Origin of the sequence: Salinivibrio sp. IB868, assembly GCF_001995655.1 — a bacterium.
GTDB lineage: Bacteria > Pseudomonadota > Gammaproteobacteria > Enterobacterales > Vibrionaceae > Salinivibrio > Salinivibrio siamensis.
In genome coordinates this window covers 37,710-56,109 of the sequence record NZ_MUEW01000001.1, presented here as the reverse complement: position 1 = coordinate 56,109, position 18,400 = coordinate 37,710, and the positions used below count along the sequence as shown (strand labels likewise).

Below are 18,400 nucleotides of genomic sequence, written 5' to 3'. Positions count from 1 at the left end.
AAGGTCGACCCCTTCGTTTTCGCCTTGTCTGACGATTATTCCATCACCGGCTCACGCTCTAGCTCCCGACGCTTCTCTTCACCAAACCCGCGCAAGCCCACAACATGAACGTGCTCGCGATCATTGAAGATTTTACGGACCAGTTTATACGTTGTGCCTTGCTCTGGGCTGATGTTTTCTGGTGCCGCAATCAACAGCTGCATATCTAAACGATGACACAACTCAAACAAGGTCGAGATCGATTTGGCATCCAGACGGGCCGCCTCATCAAGGAAAAGTAAGCGACATGGGATCACATCTTTGCCACGCAGTCGGCGTGACTCCTCTTCCCAGCTTTGGATCACCATCAACAAGATTGCTTGGCCGGTACCAATCGCTTCACCGGTCGACAACGCGCCGGATTCCGCTTTCAGCCAACCATCTGTTCCACGGTTGACTTCAATGCCCAAGTCCAGATAGTTACGGTAGTCCAATAGCTCTTCGCCCAGTGTCTGCGGGGCACGTTGTCCCATTTCAATATGCGGGTTCAAACGTTGGAATAACTTGGCCATCGCTTCTGAAAACGTGAGGTTTGGATTGCCGAATAAATCTTGGTGCTGGTCAGCATGTTCAGCCAAGCCCATCAGCAACTGTGCATGGGTTTCACGGATAGACACATTGAGGCGCACACCTTGCACTTGACCAAAGCCCACGCTCTGTAGCCCTTGGTTGAGCATACGGATCCGGTTTTGCTCGCGCTGAATGGTCTTGCGAATAATGTTGGCTACCGACTCGGAGCTGATCGCCAGACGTTGTTCACGCTGCGTGAGCTCTTCAGTGAGCCTTGCCAGCTCGACTTCCATTTCCTCAATCGCTTCGACCGGATCATCGGTGCGAATAATGTCGTGACGGATACGCTCGCGCAAATGCTGATACACAGCCACATAGAATAAGACTTTACGCTCAGGCCGTCCGACATCCTCCGACGCGCGCAAGGCATCACGCAAGGTTTCATTGTCAGCGACCGCAAGGCGCAATGCCCCCAAGGATTTATCCGACAAAGAGCGGAGCTCGTCAGCTGACATGTATGCCATTTCTCGACGATGCAGTTGTTTTTCCACCCCGTTGTCGCGCGCAATACGCAGGACACTGCACCAACCCGCTTTGGCGTTGACCACAAACTGACGAAGCGCTTGGTACTGCTTGAGCAGTTTACGCAACTCCTTGGTGAGCGACTTGGTTTCCATGTCCAGTGACGTAATGCCACGCGAGAGTTCACTGTGACGCTGCCGGGCCTGATGCATTTGCTCGTACAAGGCATCACGGCGGCTTTGTGCGCGCATTAAGGCGTCTTCATCCGCTTGCACACCTAACTCACCGAGCTCTCGCTTAAACTCGTTCAGCGTCTCTTGCTTAGACTGATGGGCACTTTTGAGTGAGGCAAGCACCTGGTGATATTGACTCGTCTGCGACTGAATTTGCTTGAGCGATTCGCGTTCACGTTGGCGCACCTGCTCGGCATCTTTCAGTTTGGCTTTAAGCTGTTCGTTAAGCTCACTGCTTTGCGTCAGCATATCTGACGCATCTTGATAGGCAAAATGCGGACGACGCTCCGCTAAATCGGCAACAGCAAACACTTGCTGCTTAATCGCCTGCAAGGTGTTATCCGCCTCTTGGTAGGCTTGCTCCAGCTTATCAAATTGCTCAGGGTCACTGTCGAGTGTTGCCAGGCTGGTTTCCAATGCCGCTAAGGTTTCACCATGTTGCTGGATAAAGCCTTGTGCCTCTTTCGCCGTCTCTACGCGCTCGATAGCCGCTTGCAAGCGTGCCTCAAGATTATCCTCTGTGAGCGCCTCAGCACAGTAGCGAAGCTTATCGAGGATTTGTAGCGCTTGCTGACAGCGCGCCACCTCCGCCTCGTGTTGTGCCAACACTTGCTTGGCATCGGTTATCGCCCGCTGAGTCTGTGCGCGTTTTTCGCGGCAAGCGGCGATCGCCTGCTCAGGGTCGGGCTCAAACGCCACCGTGAGATGCTCGGCAATAAATTGGCTAAATGCGTGTGATAGGCGTTGCCACTTTTGTACATCAAAGGACGCTTTGGCGTGCTCTTCAACCAAGGCCTCCCGTTGCTCACGTAGCTGCTCAAGGCGGTGCTCACGGGCAGCGCGACCAAACAGTGGCGTGGCCGGGAAGCGCGAATAACGCATTTGCCGATCGTTTAGATGTACACACACGGCACCCGACAGCTCTTGTGCATCAAACACGCTATCATCAAACGCGTCGGCATCCCCCTCAATGATGTATAAGTCATCAGGGCAAGCGTCCAAATCCGTGAGCTTATCCTTCACGCCTTTGAGATCGGGCACCACGATGGCATGCCGTGCCGGGCCATAGAGTGCGCTGAAGTAAGGGGCGTCATCTAGGGTAATATCATCATAAATTTCAGAGAGTAAGGTGCCACCAAGGGTATCGGCGAGACCTTGCAATTGTGCATCGTCGCTGCCACCAGGCTGCGCCAATTGCTCAATCGCTTGTTCAATGTCTGCTTTTTGTTTGCCCAGCTGATCTTGGTGCTGCGTGCGCGTGCGTACCGCCTCATGCGTCGCATGCATCGCCTCCATGACCGCTTGACTGTCCACCAAGCTTTTTTCAGTTTGGCTTTCCAGTTTGGTCAAGGCGTCATTGGCCGCAAACCAAGTCGGTGCTTTGAGCTCAAGATCTTGGATTTGTGCGTCCACCGCGTCCTGTGTCCGCGCGAGCTCACGCAGTTGCTCGGCTTGGGTGTCTTTTTCCTCTTGCAGCGCCTCACGTCGCGCTTGCTGCAGCGCCACGGCTTGCTCGACCGCTTCACTGTTAGCCAGCGTTTCGCCCGTTAACGTCTGATACTCCGACACTAACTGGCTCGCGTGCTGATACTGCTCAGCCCGTTGGCTCAATTCGCGCTGTTCATACTGGCGCTGCGTCAGGCTATCGGCCAGATAACGACGCTCTCTACCCTGTTCAACCCAACGCTTGGCGGCCTTGCCAGCCTCAGCACGGTGCACGGATGGATCAAGACGGTGCAAAAGACGCAAGCCCTGTTCAAACTGATTGGCCGTGGCCGAAGCAAGATCGCGTTTGTGTTTGAGGGACAAAACCCGATCCGTTTGTTCTGACTCTTGCGCTTTCAACGCGTGTAAGCGTGTCGTGGCCTCGTCTGCACTGAGGGTCTCATCGTCAGTGAGGCGACGGGCCGTCTCCAAGGCATTAAGGGCTTGTTGGTACTGCAGGGAGCGCGTTTGTTGCGTATTGAGCGCTTGTTGGTAGTCGGCAAGCTGAGTCTTCAGACTATCCACTTCCTCTTCACTCTGCGCCGCGCGCAATTCGGCGTCAGCAAGCTGCTCTGTGGCCTCTTCCACCACCATGATTTGCTCTTCGAGTCGCTCCGACAACTCGAGCAAATCTTCCTCATAACGCTCAATTTTTTCTTGTTGACGCATCGCCGATTGCACCAACTGCAGATGATCGGCCGCCGCTTGGTGATCTTGCTCGAGATGATCTTGCCCGGCTTCCAGCTCGGCTAATTCTGCGCGCATGGTTTCCGCATGCTGCTGCTTTTGCTGCAATGTCTGTTGTGCGGCGTTCAGCTCCGCCCGCAACGACAGCGCTTGTTCCAGCTTGCTTCGGCGCTCATTGGCATGACGCATGTAGTCCGAGGCCACATAATGGGTCGCTTCCGTGATCAAATGCTTAAACAAGTCACGATCGCGCTGCGTCAGCTTAATTGCCTCAAGCGTCATACGGTTTTCTTTCAGCGCCACTTCCATATCTTGGAAGGCTTTTTTCACACCACCATTTTGTGGCAACAAATACTCGCGCAACGACTTGGTGATTGCGCTAGAAATGCCGCCGTAGAGTGACGCTTCAATTAATCGATAAAACTTGCCTCTATCTTGCTGGGTGCGCAGCTTTTTCGGTAGCACGCCAAATTCAAACATTTGCGCGTGATAGTCGGTGACCGAGTTAAAGGCTTTAAAGTGCGCGGTTTCATAGGCGCTCGCCGCCTCTTTTACTTCGTTCAGCTGGCGTACACGCGCTTGACCGTTATTTAAGGTCTCGACCAACACATCGGTTGGGGCCACAGAAGAAGGCAAGCCTTGTAAAACGAACGGCTTGATATCCACCTTCTTATCACGCCCTGCCACTTGTTGAAGACGCACACCAAACAGCACCCGCTGTTGGCGTGAATTCACGACATCCAAGGCGGCATAGCAGGCACCTGGCTGCAATTTACCGTGCAACCCCTTATCACGAGAAGCACTTGAGCTGCCTGCCTCTGTGGTGTTACGGAAATGCAACAGGGTTTGGTCAGGGATCAACGAGGTGATAAACGCCGCCATGGTGGTCGACTTACCCGCGCCGTTCCCGCCTGATAAGGTGGTGACGAGGGAATCAATATCAAAGGTTCGTGCAAAAAAGCCGTTCCAGTTCACCATGGTGAGTGAGTGATACTTACCGCGCTGGCTCATACTGTCGGCTCCTCTGTTGTCTCTGTATCGGCATTGTCTGCGTCTTCATCCGAGTGCTCATCGAGCAAGCTTGATTGAATGTGCGCTTGGCTATGCACCACGGCTTCCCCGTCACGAATCAGACGCAATTGGGCTTCTTGTGGATCGTCACCGCTTCGTACATCAGCACCAAAGCGGAACGTTGCTTCACTGACACGGAATTTACTTCCCTCACCGATGGGTAAGATCATCCCGAGACGACGCAAACGTCGCAGCGAGGTTTTCACTTTGTCGAAAAGCTTCTCACGGTCAAGATCTGAGCCTGTTGCGCGATGCGTGACCAACTTCATCAGTTTCTTCTCGTCAGCCAACGCTAATAGCTCATCAAAAAGCTCTTGGGTGGTAAAGATCCCCTCTTGGGCCAAGCGCTCTGGGCTTAAGTACAGAAAACAAAGGACTTTGCCAACCAGCATATCCAGTTCAGATAGCACGCTACGCCTAATTAAACTGGTTGAGCGAGGACGAAGATAGAAAAAGCCCTCTGGCGCGCGGACCAATTCAGCGTTATAACGCTGGTAAAAAATATTCAGCTCTTGCTCAAATTCCATCAGCAAGGCGTGGTTATCCAGATCGTCGCTGGCAATATGGCGGCCAGCACGCAGTGCACTGTCCAACGCCGGGAACAAAGGGTTAGCAATGGCTTTGGCCAGCCCTTCTGGCATTGGCTGTTCAGTATTTATCGATGACATTCGCTTGTACCTTAGCTCCGAAGTCGTTAATCGCCTGCCAATCAGGCTGAATCGCGTTAAGATCAGATTGGGAGTAGCCCATGCGGACCGCTTGGTTAATCACTAAGCGCGCGAGATCAAAATGGCGAGCTTGTGGGTGCTCGGCTAAGTAATCTTTCAGGACACGACCTAAGTCGATCGCTTGTCCGGTTTCTCGATGGCGGTTGAGCATCTGTGACACTTTCTGTGAAAGGCCATCGTCAACCACACTTAATTGTTCGAACGCCACCTCTTCTGGCATCTCTCCGGTGACTTCATCGTCACGTAACACCAAGGCTTCATCTCGCGTATCACGCAGTCGCTCAGCATCGGCATACGTTAAAAACCATGGCGCGTCAAAGTAGTCCGATACCGACTGACGTAAACGCTGGCTGAATGCACGGTTTTTATCCATATCAATCGCGGTGCGAATAAATTTATGCACATGGCGGTCGTAACCTATCCATAGGTCGATCGCTTGCTGTCCCCAGTTCACGATACGATCCAGCTTCATTTGCAAGCTGTATACCATGCGATCGACGAACTCAAGATCATCACGCCCCCGCACCACTTCTTGAATCTCAAGCAGCTGACTCTGAAGCTCATCCCCCGCGGCCTGCAGCGTTTCTTGTAACTCTTGCAAGGTACTCGAGGTTTCGTTGAGCAAGTATTCACAGTTAGCGATTGCGGCTTGCCAGTCCTGGGTGAGGAGCGCAGCAATATCTTCTTTTACCTGTTGTTGCTGCTCATCCATCACGCGCTGATTAAGATCGATGCGGTCAAAAATCTCGGCGACCGAGTACTTCAACACACCATAGACGTTATGACGCCAAAAGGTCGCATCCCCATCTTCTTCCGCCGCACGGCGCGCCTTAGCGATTTCGTCAGCCACCATAGACAGTTGTACCGACAGCTTTAGCGTTGAGTATTCACGATGACGGGCGTAATAGTCCGCAATACCTAGCGCCAATGGCGTGAGGCGGTAAATGCTATCACCATCGGTCATTTCACTGGTAAACCGGCTTAGCAACCGTGCTTGCACCATTTCGTTGATCGCATTGTTGGCGCGAAAAGCAACATTGCCAAGCGTGGCACCTTCACCGCTAACAAACTGCTCACTGACCAGTCGAAAGACATCCACGAGCTCATGCTCGCTCAGTTCGTCCTCCAACCGCTCTTGACTCATCACCGCCATTGCCAGCAAGAATGCCAAGCGCTCTGGCGGCAGGTTTAACCCTAAGTCACTTTGTTTTACCCAACTGACCAACTCAGGTACTGTCTGAGCGTCGTCTGTCCACGACTGGGAAGACTGAGCCTGATCACTCATCCGTTGTCCTTGTTTTTATCTTGATTGCTTGGGGCACTGTGCTGTCCCCATACATGGATATATCGCCCCAGAGACACAAATGGCTCTTGGCGGCAAAGCTGTTGCTCCAACGCCATGACCTGCTCAAAGGTAAAATCACCAATATTGGTATCACGCATGTAATCGTGAAAGGTGCGTACGCCTGTTTTACCTTTGAGGATAATGTCACTGTCTTGCATCCATCGATACACGCTCTCTGGTTGCAAGCCTTTAGGTGGCTGAAGCTTAAACCGCTTACGATGCGGCATACCTTCCTCAACATGCGTGAGGTTACCGCACACGAGGTTCTTAAAGAGCAACCCGGTTTGGTTATAGAACATCACCGATGCGATCCCCCCCGGGCGCAGTTGCTTAAGCAAGTCTTTCAATACCTGCTCCGGCTCCGCGGTCCACTCCAGTACCGCATGAAATAAAATCACATCCGGCGGATCGCTCAAATGGTCGCCAATCGTCTGCACCGACGAATGAACCAGCTGATACTGCGCAAGTAAGCCCTGTTGTTCAATCTCCTGACGGGCTAAGTCGAGCATTTGCGAAGAAAGATCACATAAAGTGACCCTGTGACCGCGCGCCGCCAAGTGCCGAGACATAGGGGCAACCCCACCGCCGGCATCTAAAATATGCAGGGTCTGCTCAGGCGGAAAACAGTGCAGGATCTGCTCGATGTCCTGCCAAACGACCGCTTGGCGGATTTCGCCTTTGCCCGATCCATAAATGTTTTTAACAAATTTGTGGGCAATGTCGTCGAAATTTTTATCCTCAGTCACAATGGCATTCGTTATCATTGAGTGGTAGAAAGGCATATTCTGTCACAAGCCTTACGTTAATAAAGGTTTATGGCATTATTTGTGCCTCGTTTGACTATATTTCGGGCGACATTGCATGTTTGAATTAAAAAAACTTATCTCAACCTTGATAATGCCCTTGCCCGCGCTGTTATTGTTGGGTCTTTTCGGGCTATGCCTGCTTTGGTTCTCTCAGCGTAAAAGGCTGGCATCTTTTGTTATCTTCGTTGCGTTTGCTGGGATTTTTCTCACTTCGTTTCAACCGGTCGCCTCTGGGCTCCTTCGTCCACTTGAGCGTCAATACACCGCGTTTCTCCCCACGGAAAAGCCGGTAGACTTTGTAATGGTACTGGGCAACAGTCATGTCGTAGATGACGCCATACCCCCAACCTCAGAGCTTTCTCGTGCGGCGTTAATGCGCCTCGCAGAAGGCATCCGTATTCACCGAATGTACCCCACCTCCAAGCTAATTTTGTCGGGCTATGACCATGGTTATGAAGTCAGCCATGCGCGTATGTTGGCACGCGTCGCAATGGCGTTGGGTGTCAATAAAAACAGTATCCTGTTGCTTGAAACCGCCAAGGATACGTGGGAGGAAGCCTACCAAGCCGCATCGGTGGTTGGCAGTAGTAACCTAGTGCTCGTGACATCCGCGGCACATATGGATCGTGCCGTGTACGAGTTTCAAAGCGCTGGACTCGATCCCATCCCGGCTCCCACTAACTTCATGGCGCAAAAGCAAATTAAGCAGCCATGGATAAAATACGGTCCACGTGCGCAATACCTCGAGCAGTTCGAACGCTATTGGCACGAGCGATTGGGACAAGCATGGCAACGTCTCCGTGATTTTATCGCTCAGCCGGCCAATTAAGGTCCCCACAGCACATCACCCACCAAAAAAGCCGCGATTGATTCGCGGCTTTGTTATTACCATTCGCAGTAGACGTAAAACCGCGCCTATGCGTTGCTATCTGCGGCTAAATAAGCGCGCACTGCCTCTAAGTCTGCTTGGGTATCGACGCCATGTGGGGGCGTCTGTATGGCAACCGCCACATGGATTTTCTCACCATGCCACAATACGCGCAGCTGCTCTAACGATTCAATCTTCTCCAACGGGCTCGGTGTCCAGTGAATGTAACGGCTAATAAATCCCGCACGATAGCCATAAATACCAATGTGCCGCAACAATGCTTGTGGGATGTCGGGAGAGTCAGCCTCGAAATGGGTGCGATCCCAAGGGATGGTGGCGCGGCTGAAGTACAAGGCAAACCCTTTATGATCCGTCACTACCTTGACCACGTTGGGGTTAAACACTTGCTCTTTGTCATCAATTGCAACTGCCAAGGTAGCCATCGGTGCCTGGTCATTCTGACTGAGGTTCTCCGCCACTTGACCAATCACCGCAGAGGGGATCAACGGCTCATCGCCTTGTACATTAACGATAATGTCATCTTCAGCAAAGCCATAGCGTTCAACCACTTCGGCTAAGCGCTCAGTGCCAGACTCATGGTCGGCACGTGTTAAACACACCTCACCGCCAAACGCCCGTACCGCCGCTTCAATACGTTGATCGTCCGTTGCGACAATCACCTGACTGGCACCGGCCGCTTGGGCGCGCTCATAAACGTGTTGGATCATCGGCTTGCCAGCAATATCAGCCAACGGTTTACCCGGCAAGCGGCTCGAGCCAAACCGCGCCGGGATCACCACATAAAACGGGCTCATCCCTGGACCTCTTCCAATGACATATCGCGAGCTTCTGATTCAAGCAGCACGGGAATACCATCAATGATCGGATAGGCAACACGATCAAACTTACAAACTAACTCATTGTTATCGCGTTGATAATAGAGTTTGCCCTGGCATGATGGGCAGGCCACAATTTCAAGCAGGCGGTGATCCATAGCGTTCCTTTATTTTTTATTCGCGTTTGTTTGCAAACGTTCTATCTTGGTGAATACGGCCTGAGCTACCTCGTCAGGCAGCCGTGCCTCTACCGGTAAATACCACCAGTTATCTTGTGCGATCCCTTGGTATTTTACCGCATCTTTTTCTGTCATCAGCAAATGTTGCCCCTTCTTGCTCAACCTGTCCAGCTCGTCGGCGTTGAGGGTTTGATGATCATTAATTCCTTGGCTGTGAACGGGTGTTACGCCCATTTGCTGCAAGGTATTAAAAAAGCGTGGTGGATGGCCAATCCCGGCGACTGCCACCACTTGCGGTAGCATTGAGGCTTGACAGCGTTGTCCCGTACGTAGGTTAACGGCCAAGCCAGGCACCAGATGCATCCCCCACTCTTGCCCTTGTGGTGTCCCACCGTTAGTGACCAACATATCGACGCTCTCAAGCCTATCGAGTGATTCGCGCAACGGCCCCAAAGGTAGATAATGACCGTTACCAAACCGGCGCTGGCCATCAATGATCACGATCTCTATGTCTCTTTCAAGCTGGTAGTGCTGGAGACCATCATCTGTGATCACGATATCGACACCTTCTTGCAGGATACGTTTAACCGCCTCGCTGCGGTTGGGGTCGACACAGACAGGAACTTGGGTGCGACGTGCTATCAAAACCGGCTCATCCCCCGCCGTGCGCGGTGGCGTGGTTTGGCTGAGTAAGAGTGGATAGTGCTCAGATTTACCGCCATACCCGCGTGACACCACCCCTGGACGGTAACCATTCGCTTTTAGTTGTTCCACCAACCAAATCACAAACGGGGTTTTGCCATTGCCGCCAATCATGATGTTCCCCACCACGATAACCGGCACTGGCGCCGAATAGCGCTGCGTTTTGCCGCGCAGATATTGACGCCGACGATGGCGCGCTATCATGCCAAACAACGCACTAAACGGTCTTAATAATACCGACCATAGCGGGCGTTGATGACCAAACCACAGTTGCTCTAGCATGCTCAGTCACCAAACTGAATACGGTGAAGCTGCGCATAGGCCCCCTCACGTTCAAGAAGCGCTTGATGACTGCCTCGTTCGACAATCTCACCTTCATCCACAACCAAAATTTGATCGGCATCTTCAATGGTCGACAGACGATGGGCGATCACCAACACGGTACGGTTTTTTTGCAATTCATCCAGCGCCGCCTGAATAGCGCGCTCCGACTCTGTATCCAGTGCCGACGTTGCCTCATCCAGGATCAAGACGGGCGCATTACGTAACAAGGCACGTGCGATGGCTAAACGTTGGCGTTGTCCGCCAGACAGGCTGACGCCGTTTTCACCAATCATGGTGTCATAGCCATGATCGAGCCCGCGGATAAAATCATCGGCATAAGCAAGTTTCGCGGCGTGCTCGACTTGCTCACGGCTATATTTGTCTTCTGCGGCATACGCGATATTATTCGCGACCGTGTCATTAAACAGATGAACGTTTTGCGACACCACCGCGACATGCTGACGCAAATTACCTAGGGTATAGTCCTCAATCGGTACGCCATCGAGCGTAATCACACCACTGTCTAGTTCATAAAAACGGGTTAACAGGTTAGCAATGGTGCTTTTTCCTGACCCTGAACGCCCAACCAAGGCTAGCGTCTGCCCTGCTGGCAATTCAAAGCTCACATGGTTGAGGGCCGGCGCATCTCGAGTGGGATAGGTGAAGACCACATCCTCAACCTTAATGTCGCCACTCACTTGCTCCACCGCGTGTGTCCCGGTGTCTTTTTCGGTCTCCAGCTCCATCAGATTAAATAAACTGTGGCAAGCCGCCATCCCGCGTTGGAACTGAGAGGTCACGTTGGTCAAGGATTTAAGTGGGCGCATCAGACCAAACATGGCACCAAACACCACCGCAAAGGTACCTGCAGTTAGCTCAGAGCGAATCGCCTCTGTGTTGGCCAAAATCAACACCACCACCAATGCCATTGACGCAATCAACTGGATCACTGGGTTGGCAATCGCTTGTGCGGACACCAGCTTCATGGTCTGCTGACGCATACGGTTACTGACTTTCTCAAAACGTGTCTTTTCAACGTCTTGTCCACCGTAACTAAGCACCACTTTGTGCCCTTTGAGCATTTGCTCGGCGGAGCTAGTCACCGACCCCATTGCATCTTGCATATTGGAAGAAATGCGACGGAAGCGCTTAGAGACGATGCGGATAGAAATCGCGACCACCGGCGCAATCACCAGAAGAATGGCGGAGAGCTGCCAGCTTGACCAAAACATCAACGCCATCAAACCGATGATGGATGCCCCTTCGCGCACCAAACTGACCAACGCGCTACTGGTCGCTGACGCCACTTGTTCTGAGTCATACGTAATCCGAGAAAGCAGTGCCCCGGACGACTCTTGGTCAAAAAAGCTGACGGGCATTTTCATAAAGTGATTGAACATCCGGCGGCGCATGGTCATCACCACATGACCCGACACCCAAGATAAGCAATAAGCGGACACAAAGCTCGACAAGCCACGTATCACCATGAGTGCGACCAAATAGACAGGCATCCATTTGAGGAAATCGCCTTTGACATCATCATAGGTAAAGCCTTGATCAAGCAACGGCTTCAGCATTGAGAGCATCAGGGTGTCACTGGCGGCATTAATCACCAAGGCGATAATGGCAACAATGAGCCCTACTTTATAGTTGGCAATGTAGGGCCACAGCTGCTTAAACGTCTGCCAGGTCGTTTTATCTTGATATTCGCTCATTAAAATCGTTTAGATGTGTTAAACAGACGGGCATTCTACTCTTTTACAAGTCCGCGTCCAAATATACTGGCCGACGTTTAAACATCTGACGATACCAATAATCGCTGCGATCCTGCCGCCAACGTGTTAACTGCCAACCAGAGCCGACACTCTGCCAACGCACTTGGCCATTCGCCGCCGTATCAAGCCAGGTGATACCGGCGTTTTGATAGGCCAATTTCACCTCTGGTGACGGAAGCTGCCATGGGTTGAGAAGCCCAGTTGACGCCACGCCCCAAACCGGATCAACGGCGCGAATAAACGCGGAGGAAGATGAAGACGCACTACCATGGTGGGGCACCAAAATGATGTCACTATCAAGTGCCTTTTTGTCGGTCAGAGACGCCAACAAATCAGCCTCCCCACTGGCTTCTATATCGCCAGTGAGCAACACGCTACGCCCATCGCCAGACACTCGGATCACACAGGAATCATCATTATCAGCACGCGGCTTTTGTGCCGGAGGCCAGAGTACCGAAAAGGTGAGTCCTTGCCAGCGCCAACGCTCGCCGGCCACACAGGCTTGATACCCAACGCGCCGCTCACTGGCGCGGCGCCACTGTGGTGAATAGGTATCAGACATAAACGTCGCGCCACCATCATGATCACTGTCGCCATGACTGAGAATGAGGCCATCTAACTGTCTAATTTGCCGATGTGTCAGAATCGGCGCGATAACCGCCTGAGCAATGCCACCCACCTGCCAGCGGTTGCCAGTGTCATAGAGCACCGCGCGGTTATTCTTACTGATCAATACCGCCAACCCATGCCCGACGTCCAACACATCAATTTGCCAGTTGACTGGTTTAGGGTCTCGCCAAGCTACCACGGCTGCGACAAGGACCAGCATCACCGCCTTTAAACGATGCCAATGCCACCCGTAGAGTCCCCAAGCGAGCACCATCGCCGATATTGCCCAGCCTGCCGAAGCGACTGGGGCGGGTAACCAGGTGTCCGCCGCCTGATCGGCCAGTGCCATCACCGGTTGAAGGCTGGCATTTGCCCCGTCCCACACCCAATCTGCGACACGGGAAAGCGATAAACTCTCACTCAGCAGGCCGACAAAGACCAGCGGTACGGTCACCATACCCACCCAAGGCACCGCCACGAGGTTAATGGGCGTGGCAGCGGCGCTGATCCCTGCAAATAACCCTAGCTGCAAAGGAAGCATTCCTACCAATAGAATCAACTGTATACCGATAAGCTGCTTGATAGGGCGAAGCCAAGACCGTGTTTGTTTTCGACCCTCGGTGGTGTGAGCAAGTGTGTAATGCGCCATGCATAAGGCCCCCACGGCGGCAAATGAGAGCCAAAAACTCATTGAGAAACCGGCGAAAGGGTCGCGGAGCAATACCAATAATAAGGTTAACTGCAACAGATTCAGCGGCGAAATCCGCGCTCCCAAGCGTTTACTGATCGAGACCAGCATCAAGGCAATGAGCGCGCGTTGAGTGGGCAGTGCAAACCCGGCTAATGCCGCATAGAGCGACGCCACCCCAACTGCAACGTACAAAGGCAACCATAAAAACAGGCGTCGTTCCGGGAGAAAGACGCGCGCCCAACGGCCGATTTGCCACCCTATTCCGTAGGCCAAACCAATATGCAACCCTGAAATAGCCATCAAATGCGCCAAACCACTGTGCGTCAGCGTGTCCCAGTGCGCTGGGGTTAACCACCCTCGCTCGCCAAGGCTCAATGCCAATAAATGCGGCCCATAGGACAGTGTTGATAAAGCGGGACTAAGCGTATCGAGTAGTTGTTGACGCCAAGTCACTTGCTCAGTCAATTGCGTTGCTTCTTTTAGCCGAGCTTTGGCATGTACTCGCCGTGCAACATAATATTTTTCAGCATCAAAACCTGCCTCGTTTAATCGCCCATAAGGCGGCTTAAACGTTACCACCAATTGCCAGCGCTCGCCTTGCTTAGGATACGGGGGAGATTGCCAATAAACACGCACTCGGGCTGAGCGAAAAGGCGGCAATCTTGTGTGATTAATTTTATCGGCGTCAAAAATAATCGCTTGCGCCCCCTTTTTTGCGCTGAAAAGGGTGCCCACTGTCCCACTGATTGTAGTATCCTCTTGGTGTGAAATGACGTGGATCACGTCGGCTTGATACAAGTTTGCGGACAATACAGTCCAAGTGAGTCCTAACGCGCTTCCAGCAAGCCACCACCAACGTCTTTTCCACCCAACAAAGAAGACGATCACTGTCATGATGCAGACCCAAATTGGCGGTAATATTGGCCACCAAGGTAGCGACAGCACGGCCAGTGCGGCAGTCAATGTAAAGGTCAGCGTCATTGCGTAATTTCCAGGTAATGTAAACAGGTATGCCTAAGAAGTTTTTCCAACGCTATATGCCCAAGCGTGAAACATTGCGCGACAATAAGGCACTCAGGGTGTTTGGTAGCCTGTTGCATGATCCCAACTTATGGTGCCTTAACCGCCGGTCGGCTTCCGGTGCCTTTGCCGTCGGCCTGTTTATGGCATTTGTCCCCCTACCAAGCCAAATGATCATGGCTGCCGGCCTAGCGATTCTGTTTGGGGTCAACCTGCCGCTTGCCGTCGCGTTAGTATGGGTAAGCAACCCCATCACCATGCCGGTGCTTTTTTATCTTGCTTATAAGCTCGGCACCTGGATGATGAACAGTCCCCCATACCCGTTCCACTTTGAACTATCGTGGCATTACTTGGCGGAGCAAATGAGCCACATCGGCCCACCGTTTTTATTAGGCTGCGCCACCAGCGGACTGGTGATGGCTGTCATCGGCTATTTCACCGTACGCGGTATCTGGCGCTATTCTGTGGTCAGAAGCTGGGAAAAACGTAAGTTACGCTTGCCTAAGAAAATTAAAGAAGTGTTGCCTAACCCAAACAAGCCCTCTTAAATCGTCCTGATTTAATCTACGCGAGGCACCAAACGCGTCCAAACGCCGTCAGGCAGAAGTGCGATGCAGGCGTCAGCGCCGCGTATACACATGATATTCCCTGCAGGGTTCAACGAGGCAGATCAAAAAGAGCCCATTGTCGGGCTCTTGGTTTTTATAAAATAAAGCGTATCAGTGACCAAAGCATACCAAGCGATATGGCCACTATTTGGCACTCAACACCGCGGCTGGCTCGAGCTGACAGGCTCTTCGGGCTGGATACCATGCGGCAAGCAAACTAAGCAGTATGGCCGTGGTACTCACCAGTATGACATCGGCGGCATGCAGCTCACTGGGTAAGAAATTAATAAAGTACACATCCCCTGATAAAAAGCGATGCCCGAGCCACTGTTCGACCTGAGACAATATCGCCGTGAGGTGAGTGGCGAGGGTGACCCCCAATAGACTGCCCAACACACTGCCTAAGGCACCAGAAAAGAGCCCATACCAAATAAAGATGCGGCGGATCAGTCGATCGTCCGCCCCCATGGTGCGCAAAATAGCAATGTCAGCAGCTCGGTCTTTTACCGACATCATCAAGGTTGAAACCACATTAAAACAGGCCACGCCGATCACTAACACCATCACCAAATACATGATGGTTCGCACCAACTGAATATCCCGATATAGATAACCGAACTCACTCGTCCAGTCTTTCAGATACACATAGGTGGTTAGCGTTTGGCCGACTTCATGCACAATCTGACGGGCCTGCAACACTGGAGACACCTTTAGAGACACACCGGTCACTGACTGTCCTATTTGCATAATAGTTTGCGCGTCCTGAAGTCGCATCAGGGCCAATGAATGGTCGATTTGTCCACCGAGACGCAACAGTCCAGCCACTTGCATTCTCACTCGCTTCGGGGCGCGCAATGCAAGCTGGCTATCCGCCGCGGGAACCATGACCGTTAACCAATCTCCTTGACTGACGCCCAACTTCGCCGCCACGCCTTGTCCCAACACAATCTGCGACTGCCCAGCTGGCAAGCTCTCCCAGCCACCTTCAATATAATCACCAATACGACTCACGGTTTGCTCATCATCCGGATCGACAGCGCGAATTTGCGCAGGTTGCAGCGCAGAGCCATGCTCCATCAACACCGTCATCTCAACATAGGGAGCCGCAGCCTCGACATCGGGATGCTGCTCAGTCTGACGTTTGACCTGTTGCCAGTTATCGATAGGGCCATTGACACCAAACACTTGTGCATGCGGCACCACAGACAGCACACGTTGATTCAGTTCGCGCTCAAAGCCGTTCATCGCAGACAGACCCACAATGATCACCATCACCCCCACCGCAATCCCGATCACTGACGATAAGGAAATAAAAGAGACCAAGCGATTGCGTTGTCTGGCGCGACTAAAACGACGACCGATGGCCAACGATAAAGGCTTCATGCTCCCTCCTGCCCCAGCAACTGACCGTCTTGCATGGTCAGTTGACGATCCAATTTTGCTGCCAGCTCACCGTCATGGGTTACCACTAAAAAGGCCGTGCCATGTTGGGCATTTAACTGGCGCATCAAATCGTAGATTTCGAGCGCAGTGGTATGATCCAAGTTGCCGGTCGGCTCATCGGCCAGTACCAACTTGGGTTCATTGACTAATGCACGTGCAATGGCCACACGCTGCCGTTCGCCACCTGATAGCTCTGCCGGGCGATGGCTGAGCCGGTGTCCGACCCCTACCGCGTTGAGCATGGCCGTCGCACGTTCAGACGCGGCGCTGTGGCTCATTTTGTTGATCAAAAGCGGCATCATCACATTTTCCAGCGCGGTGAAATCGGCGAGCAAATGGTGGAATTGATACACAAACCCAAGCGTTTGATTGCGCAGCTTTGCTTGCTGCTTGGCCGTCATCGCATTGACCGCCTCACCCTCAATCCACACGTCACCTTCCGAGGGCAAATCAAGCGTCCCTAAGGTGTGTAATAATGTACTTTTCCCCGAGCCAGAGGAGCCCACTATCGCCACCAGCTCTCCCGGGGCAATGGTCAAGGAAACATCGTTTAACACGCAGGTCGGCTGTCCGCCCTCTTGATACGTTTTACTGACGCGGTGACAGGACAACAAAGATTTACTCATAACGCAGTGCCTCAGCAGGGTGAACAGATGCCGCTTTAAACGCAGGAAATAGCGTGGCTAGCACACTTAGCACGACCGCTAAGCCTAATACCATCGCCACATGAAAAGGATTAATAACCACAGGTAACGCTAGGCCGTTACCCAGCAGACTCACACCAAAAATAGACATGATTTCATTGATGTATGCCGATAGGATCACACCGAGCACGCCACCTACCGCGGCGCCCAGCACACCACTCAAACTGCCTTGGGCAATAAAGACAGCAACAATGTCTTTATCTTGCATCCCAAGAGTTTTTAAAATCGCGACCTCAGATTGTTTCTCCATGACCACCATGATCAGCGCGGAAATAATGTTAAACGCGGCGACAATCACAATCAGGCTCAGCATCAAGCTCATCATGTTCTTTTCCATTTTTACCGCTTGAAACAGCTCGCCGCGCCAAACACGCCAATCCGTCCATGTATCGGGATCAGCGTTTGCCTTTAATTGGGTAATGGCAAATGGATCATCTAAAAACAGGCGTAAATCGTTGGCTTGAGACGGTGACACCCCACTGAGTCTCGCCACATCGTCGATGTTAGCCAGCATTAATTGCCCGTCGACATCCGTCCCTGTGTGAAAGATACCCGCCACCGTAAATAAGCGCTGTGCGGGGATCCGACCTATCGGTGTAAAACGACTGGCACTGGTTACCATCACGCGGACAGCATCCCCGACGCGCAGTTGTAACTCAGCGGCCATGCTACGCCCAATGATCACTTGATAGCGCCCGGCTGCCAGTGCCGACAGTTCACCTTGCAATAGGTGGGAAGCCAAGGGCTCATGCGCACTGGGGTCGATGCCCTCTAACAAGCCGGCGCTTAAGCCTTTGCGGCTTTGAATCACGGCATCCGTGGTTTGTATCGGTGCCGTATCAATCACGTGAGGCCAACGCTCAATCGCGGTTTGATCTGGGTTTGCTTGCCCGTTGGCAATAATCGCGTGAGGCAACACGCCGAGAATTCGGCCTTTCAGCTGAGCTTCAAAGCCATTCATCACCGACGAGACGGTGATCAACGCCATCACGCCAATGGCAATGCCTGCCGTCGACATCGAGGAGACGAAGCGTCCAAAACGGTCGGCTGAGCGGCCGCGTAAGTATCGCAAGCCAATAAACACCGACAAGGGTTGAAACATAGCGCACCTAGCTTATTGTTTTGATTCGCTGCAAGCATACCTGTCCAATGGGGGGACGCCAAGCCGACCTTGTACGAAAGGCACCATTGTCACCCCAATTAACACCTCACCGC

General features: G+C 52.6%; 14 protein-coding genes. 2 read left to right on the top strand and 12 right to left on the bottom strand.

Translation table 11 applies throughout. The features are described 5' to 3' along the window. Positions 1 to 35 precede the first annotated feature (35 nt). The 4 genes from mukB to cmoM are packed head-to-tail and all read right to left on the bottom strand — an operon-like array spanning position 36 to position 7,366. Complete coding sequence (gene mukB / locus BZG20_RS00255; protein WP_077577747.1) at positions 36 to 4,487, bottom strand: chromosome partition protein MukB; 4,452 nt, start codon at positions 4,485 to 4,487, stop codon at positions 36 to 38. Then, entirely contained in the window at positions 4,484 to 5,215 is a 732-nt protein-coding gene (mukE, locus tag BZG20_RS00250; RefSeq protein WP_046073147.1) for a chromosome partition protein MukE, read from the bottom strand. The genes mukB and mukE overlap by 4 nt, the downstream gene beginning before the upstream one ends. Beyond that, positions 5,196 to 6,560, bottom strand: a complete 1,365-nt coding sequence (gene mukF, locus BZG20_RS00245) for a chromosome partition protein MukF (RefSeq protein WP_046073146.1) — start codon at positions 6,558 to 6,560, stop codon at positions 5,196 to 5,198. The genes mukE and mukF overlap by 20 nt, the downstream gene beginning before the upstream one ends. After that, positions 6,557 to 7,366 (bottom strand): tRNA uridine 5-oxyacetic acid(34) methyltransferase CmoM, encoded by an 810-nt coding sequence (gene cmoM, locus BZG20_RS00240; RefSeq protein WP_046073796.1) that lies wholly within the window; start codon positions 7,364 to 7,366, stop codon positions 6,557 to 6,559. Before cmoM ends, mukF begins: the two co-directional genes overlap by 4 nt. 115 nt (positions 7,367 to 7,481) lie before the next feature. On the opposite strand from cmoM, the gene elyC reads away from it, so the two are divergent. Continuing rightward, positions 7,482 to 8,255 carry an envelope biogenesis factor ElyC gene (elyC, locus tag BZG20_RS00235; RefSeq protein ID WP_046073145.1) on the top strand — a complete coding sequence of 258 codons (774 nt, stop codon included), beginning with the start codon at positions 7,482 to 7,484 and terminating at the stop codon, positions 8,253 to 8,255. Positions 8,256 to 8,341: 86 nt separating this feature from the next. On the opposite strand, the gene kdsB is transcribed toward elyC, so the two are convergent. From kdsB to BZG20_RS00210, 5 genes are read right to left on the bottom strand one after another with little or no spacing between them, the layout of a single operon-like run. Then, a complete protein-coding gene (kdsB, locus tag BZG20_RS00230) occupies positions 8,342 to 9,109 on the bottom strand; it encodes a 3-deoxy-manno-octulosonate cytidylyltransferase (protein WP_077577745.1) in 768 nt (255 codons plus the stop codon). After that, entirely contained in the window at positions 9,106 to 9,288 is a 183-nt protein-coding gene (locus tag BZG20_RS00225; protein WP_046073143.1) for a Trm112 family protein, read from the bottom strand. The genes kdsB and BZG20_RS00225 overlap by 4 nt, the downstream gene beginning before the upstream one ends. Before the next feature lie 9 nt (positions 9,289 to 9,297). Then, on the bottom strand, positions 9,298 to 10,293 hold the full coding sequence (gene lpxK, locus BZG20_RS00220; RefSeq protein ID WP_077577744.1) for a tetraacyldisaccharide 4'-kinase: 996 nt from the start codon (positions 10,291 to 10,293) through the stop codon (positions 9,298 to 9,300). A 2-nt stretch (positions 10,294 to 10,295) separates the two neighbouring features. Next, positions 10,296 to 12,050: a lipid A ABC transporter ATP-binding protein/permease MsbA gene (gene msbA / locus BZG20_RS00215; RefSeq protein ID WP_046073142.1), complete on the bottom strand. Its 1,755-nt coding sequence runs from the start codon at positions 12,048 to 12,050 to the stop codon at positions 10,296 to 10,298. A 43-nt stretch (positions 12,051 to 12,093) separates the two neighbouring features. Continuing rightward, entirely contained in the window at positions 12,094 to 14,304 is a 2,211-nt protein-coding gene (locus tag BZG20_RS00210; RefSeq protein ID WP_158010005.1) for a DNA internalization-related competence protein ComEC/Rec2, read from the bottom strand. A gap of 116 nt (positions 14,305 to 14,420) precedes the next feature. On the opposite strand from BZG20_RS00210, the gene BZG20_RS00205 reads away from it, so the two are divergent. Next, entirely contained in the window at positions 14,421 to 14,978 is a 558-nt protein-coding gene (locus BZG20_RS00205) for a DUF2062 domain-containing protein (RefSeq protein ID WP_046073140.1), read from the top strand. Positions 14,979 to 15,182: 204 nt separating this feature from the next. On the opposite strand, the gene lolE is transcribed toward BZG20_RS00205, so the two are convergent. Genes lolE through BZG20_RS00190 form a run of 3 tightly spaced genes read right to left on the bottom strand, consistent with a single transcriptional unit; the run spans position 15,183 to position 18,287 of the window. Next, on the bottom strand, positions 15,183 to 16,421 hold the full coding sequence (gene lolE / locus BZG20_RS00200; RefSeq protein ID WP_077577742.1) for a lipoprotein-releasing ABC transporter permease subunit LolE: 1,239 nt from the start codon (positions 16,419 to 16,421) through the stop codon (positions 15,183 to 15,185). Then, the gene (lolD, locus tag BZG20_RS00195; RefSeq protein WP_046073138.1) at positions 16,418 to 17,107 is read right to left on the bottom strand and encodes a lipoprotein-releasing ABC transporter ATP-binding protein LolD; all 690 of its coding nucleotides are present in this window, start codon (positions 17,105 to 17,107) and stop codon (positions 16,418 to 16,420) included. The genes lolE and lolD overlap by 4 nt, the downstream gene beginning before the upstream one ends. Next, positions 17,100 to 18,287 carry a lipoprotein-releasing ABC transporter permease subunit gene (locus BZG20_RS00190; protein WP_077577741.1) on the bottom strand — a complete coding sequence of 396 codons (1,188 nt, stop codon included), beginning with the start codon at positions 18,285 to 18,287 and terminating at the stop codon, positions 17,100 to 17,102. Before BZG20_RS00190 ends, lolD begins: the two co-directional genes overlap by 8 nt. Positions 18,288 to 18,400: the final 113 nt, after the last annotated feature.

What these genes read in the sequence shown, in the direction of transcription:
- mukB (WP_077577747.1), bottom strand. Translation starts at nt 4,487, where the DNA reads ATGAGCCAGCGCGGTAAGTATCACTCACTCACCATGGTGAACTGGAAC.
- mukE (WP_046073147.1), bottom strand. Translation starts at nt 5,215, where the DNA reads ATGTCATCGATAAATACTGAACAGCCAATGCCAGAAGGGCTGGCCAAA.
- mukF (WP_046073146.1), bottom strand. Translation starts at nt 6,560, where the DNA reads ATGAGTGATCAGGCTCAGTCTTCCCAGTCGTGGACAGACGACGCTCAG.
- elyC (WP_046073145.1), top strand. Translation starts at nt 7,482, where the DNA reads ATGTTTGAATTAAAAAAACTTATCTCAACCTTGATAATGCCCTTGCCC.
- kdsB (WP_077577745.1), bottom strand. Translation starts at nt 9,109, where the DNA reads ATGAGCCCGTTTTATGTGGTGATCCCGGCGCGGTTTGGCTCGAGCCGC.
- BZG20_RS00225 (WP_046073143.1), bottom strand. Translation starts at nt 9,288, where the DNA reads ATGGATCACCGCCTGCTTGAAATTGTGGCCTGCCCATCATGCCAGGGC.
- lpxK (WP_077577744.1), bottom strand. Translation starts at nt 10,293, where the DNA reads ATGCTAGAGCAACTGTGGTTTGGTCATCAACGCCCGCTATGGTCGGTA.
- msbA (WP_046073142.1), bottom strand. Translation starts at nt 12,050, where the DNA reads ATGAGCGAATATCAAGATAAAACGACCTGGCAGACGTTTAAGCAGCTG.
- BZG20_RS00210 (WP_158010005.1), bottom strand. Translation starts at nt 14,304, where the DNA reads ATGACAGTGATCGTCTTCTTTGTTGGGTGGAAAAGACGTTGGTGGTGG.
- BZG20_RS00205 (WP_046073140.1), top strand. Translation starts at nt 14,421, where the DNA reads ATGCCTAAGAAGTTTTTCCAACGCTATATGCCCAAGCGTGAAACATTG.
- lolE (WP_077577742.1), bottom strand. Translation starts at nt 16,421, where the DNA reads ATGAAGCCTTTATCGTTGGCCATCGGTCGTCGTTTTAGTCGCGCCAGA.
- lolD (WP_046073138.1), bottom strand. Translation starts at nt 17,107, where the DNA reads ATGAGTAAATCTTTGTTGTCCTGTCACCGCGTCAGTAAAACGTATCAA.
- BZG20_RS00190 (WP_077577741.1), bottom strand. Translation starts at nt 18,287, where the DNA reads ATGTTTCAACCCTTGTCGGTGTTTATTGGCTTGCGATACTTACGCGGC.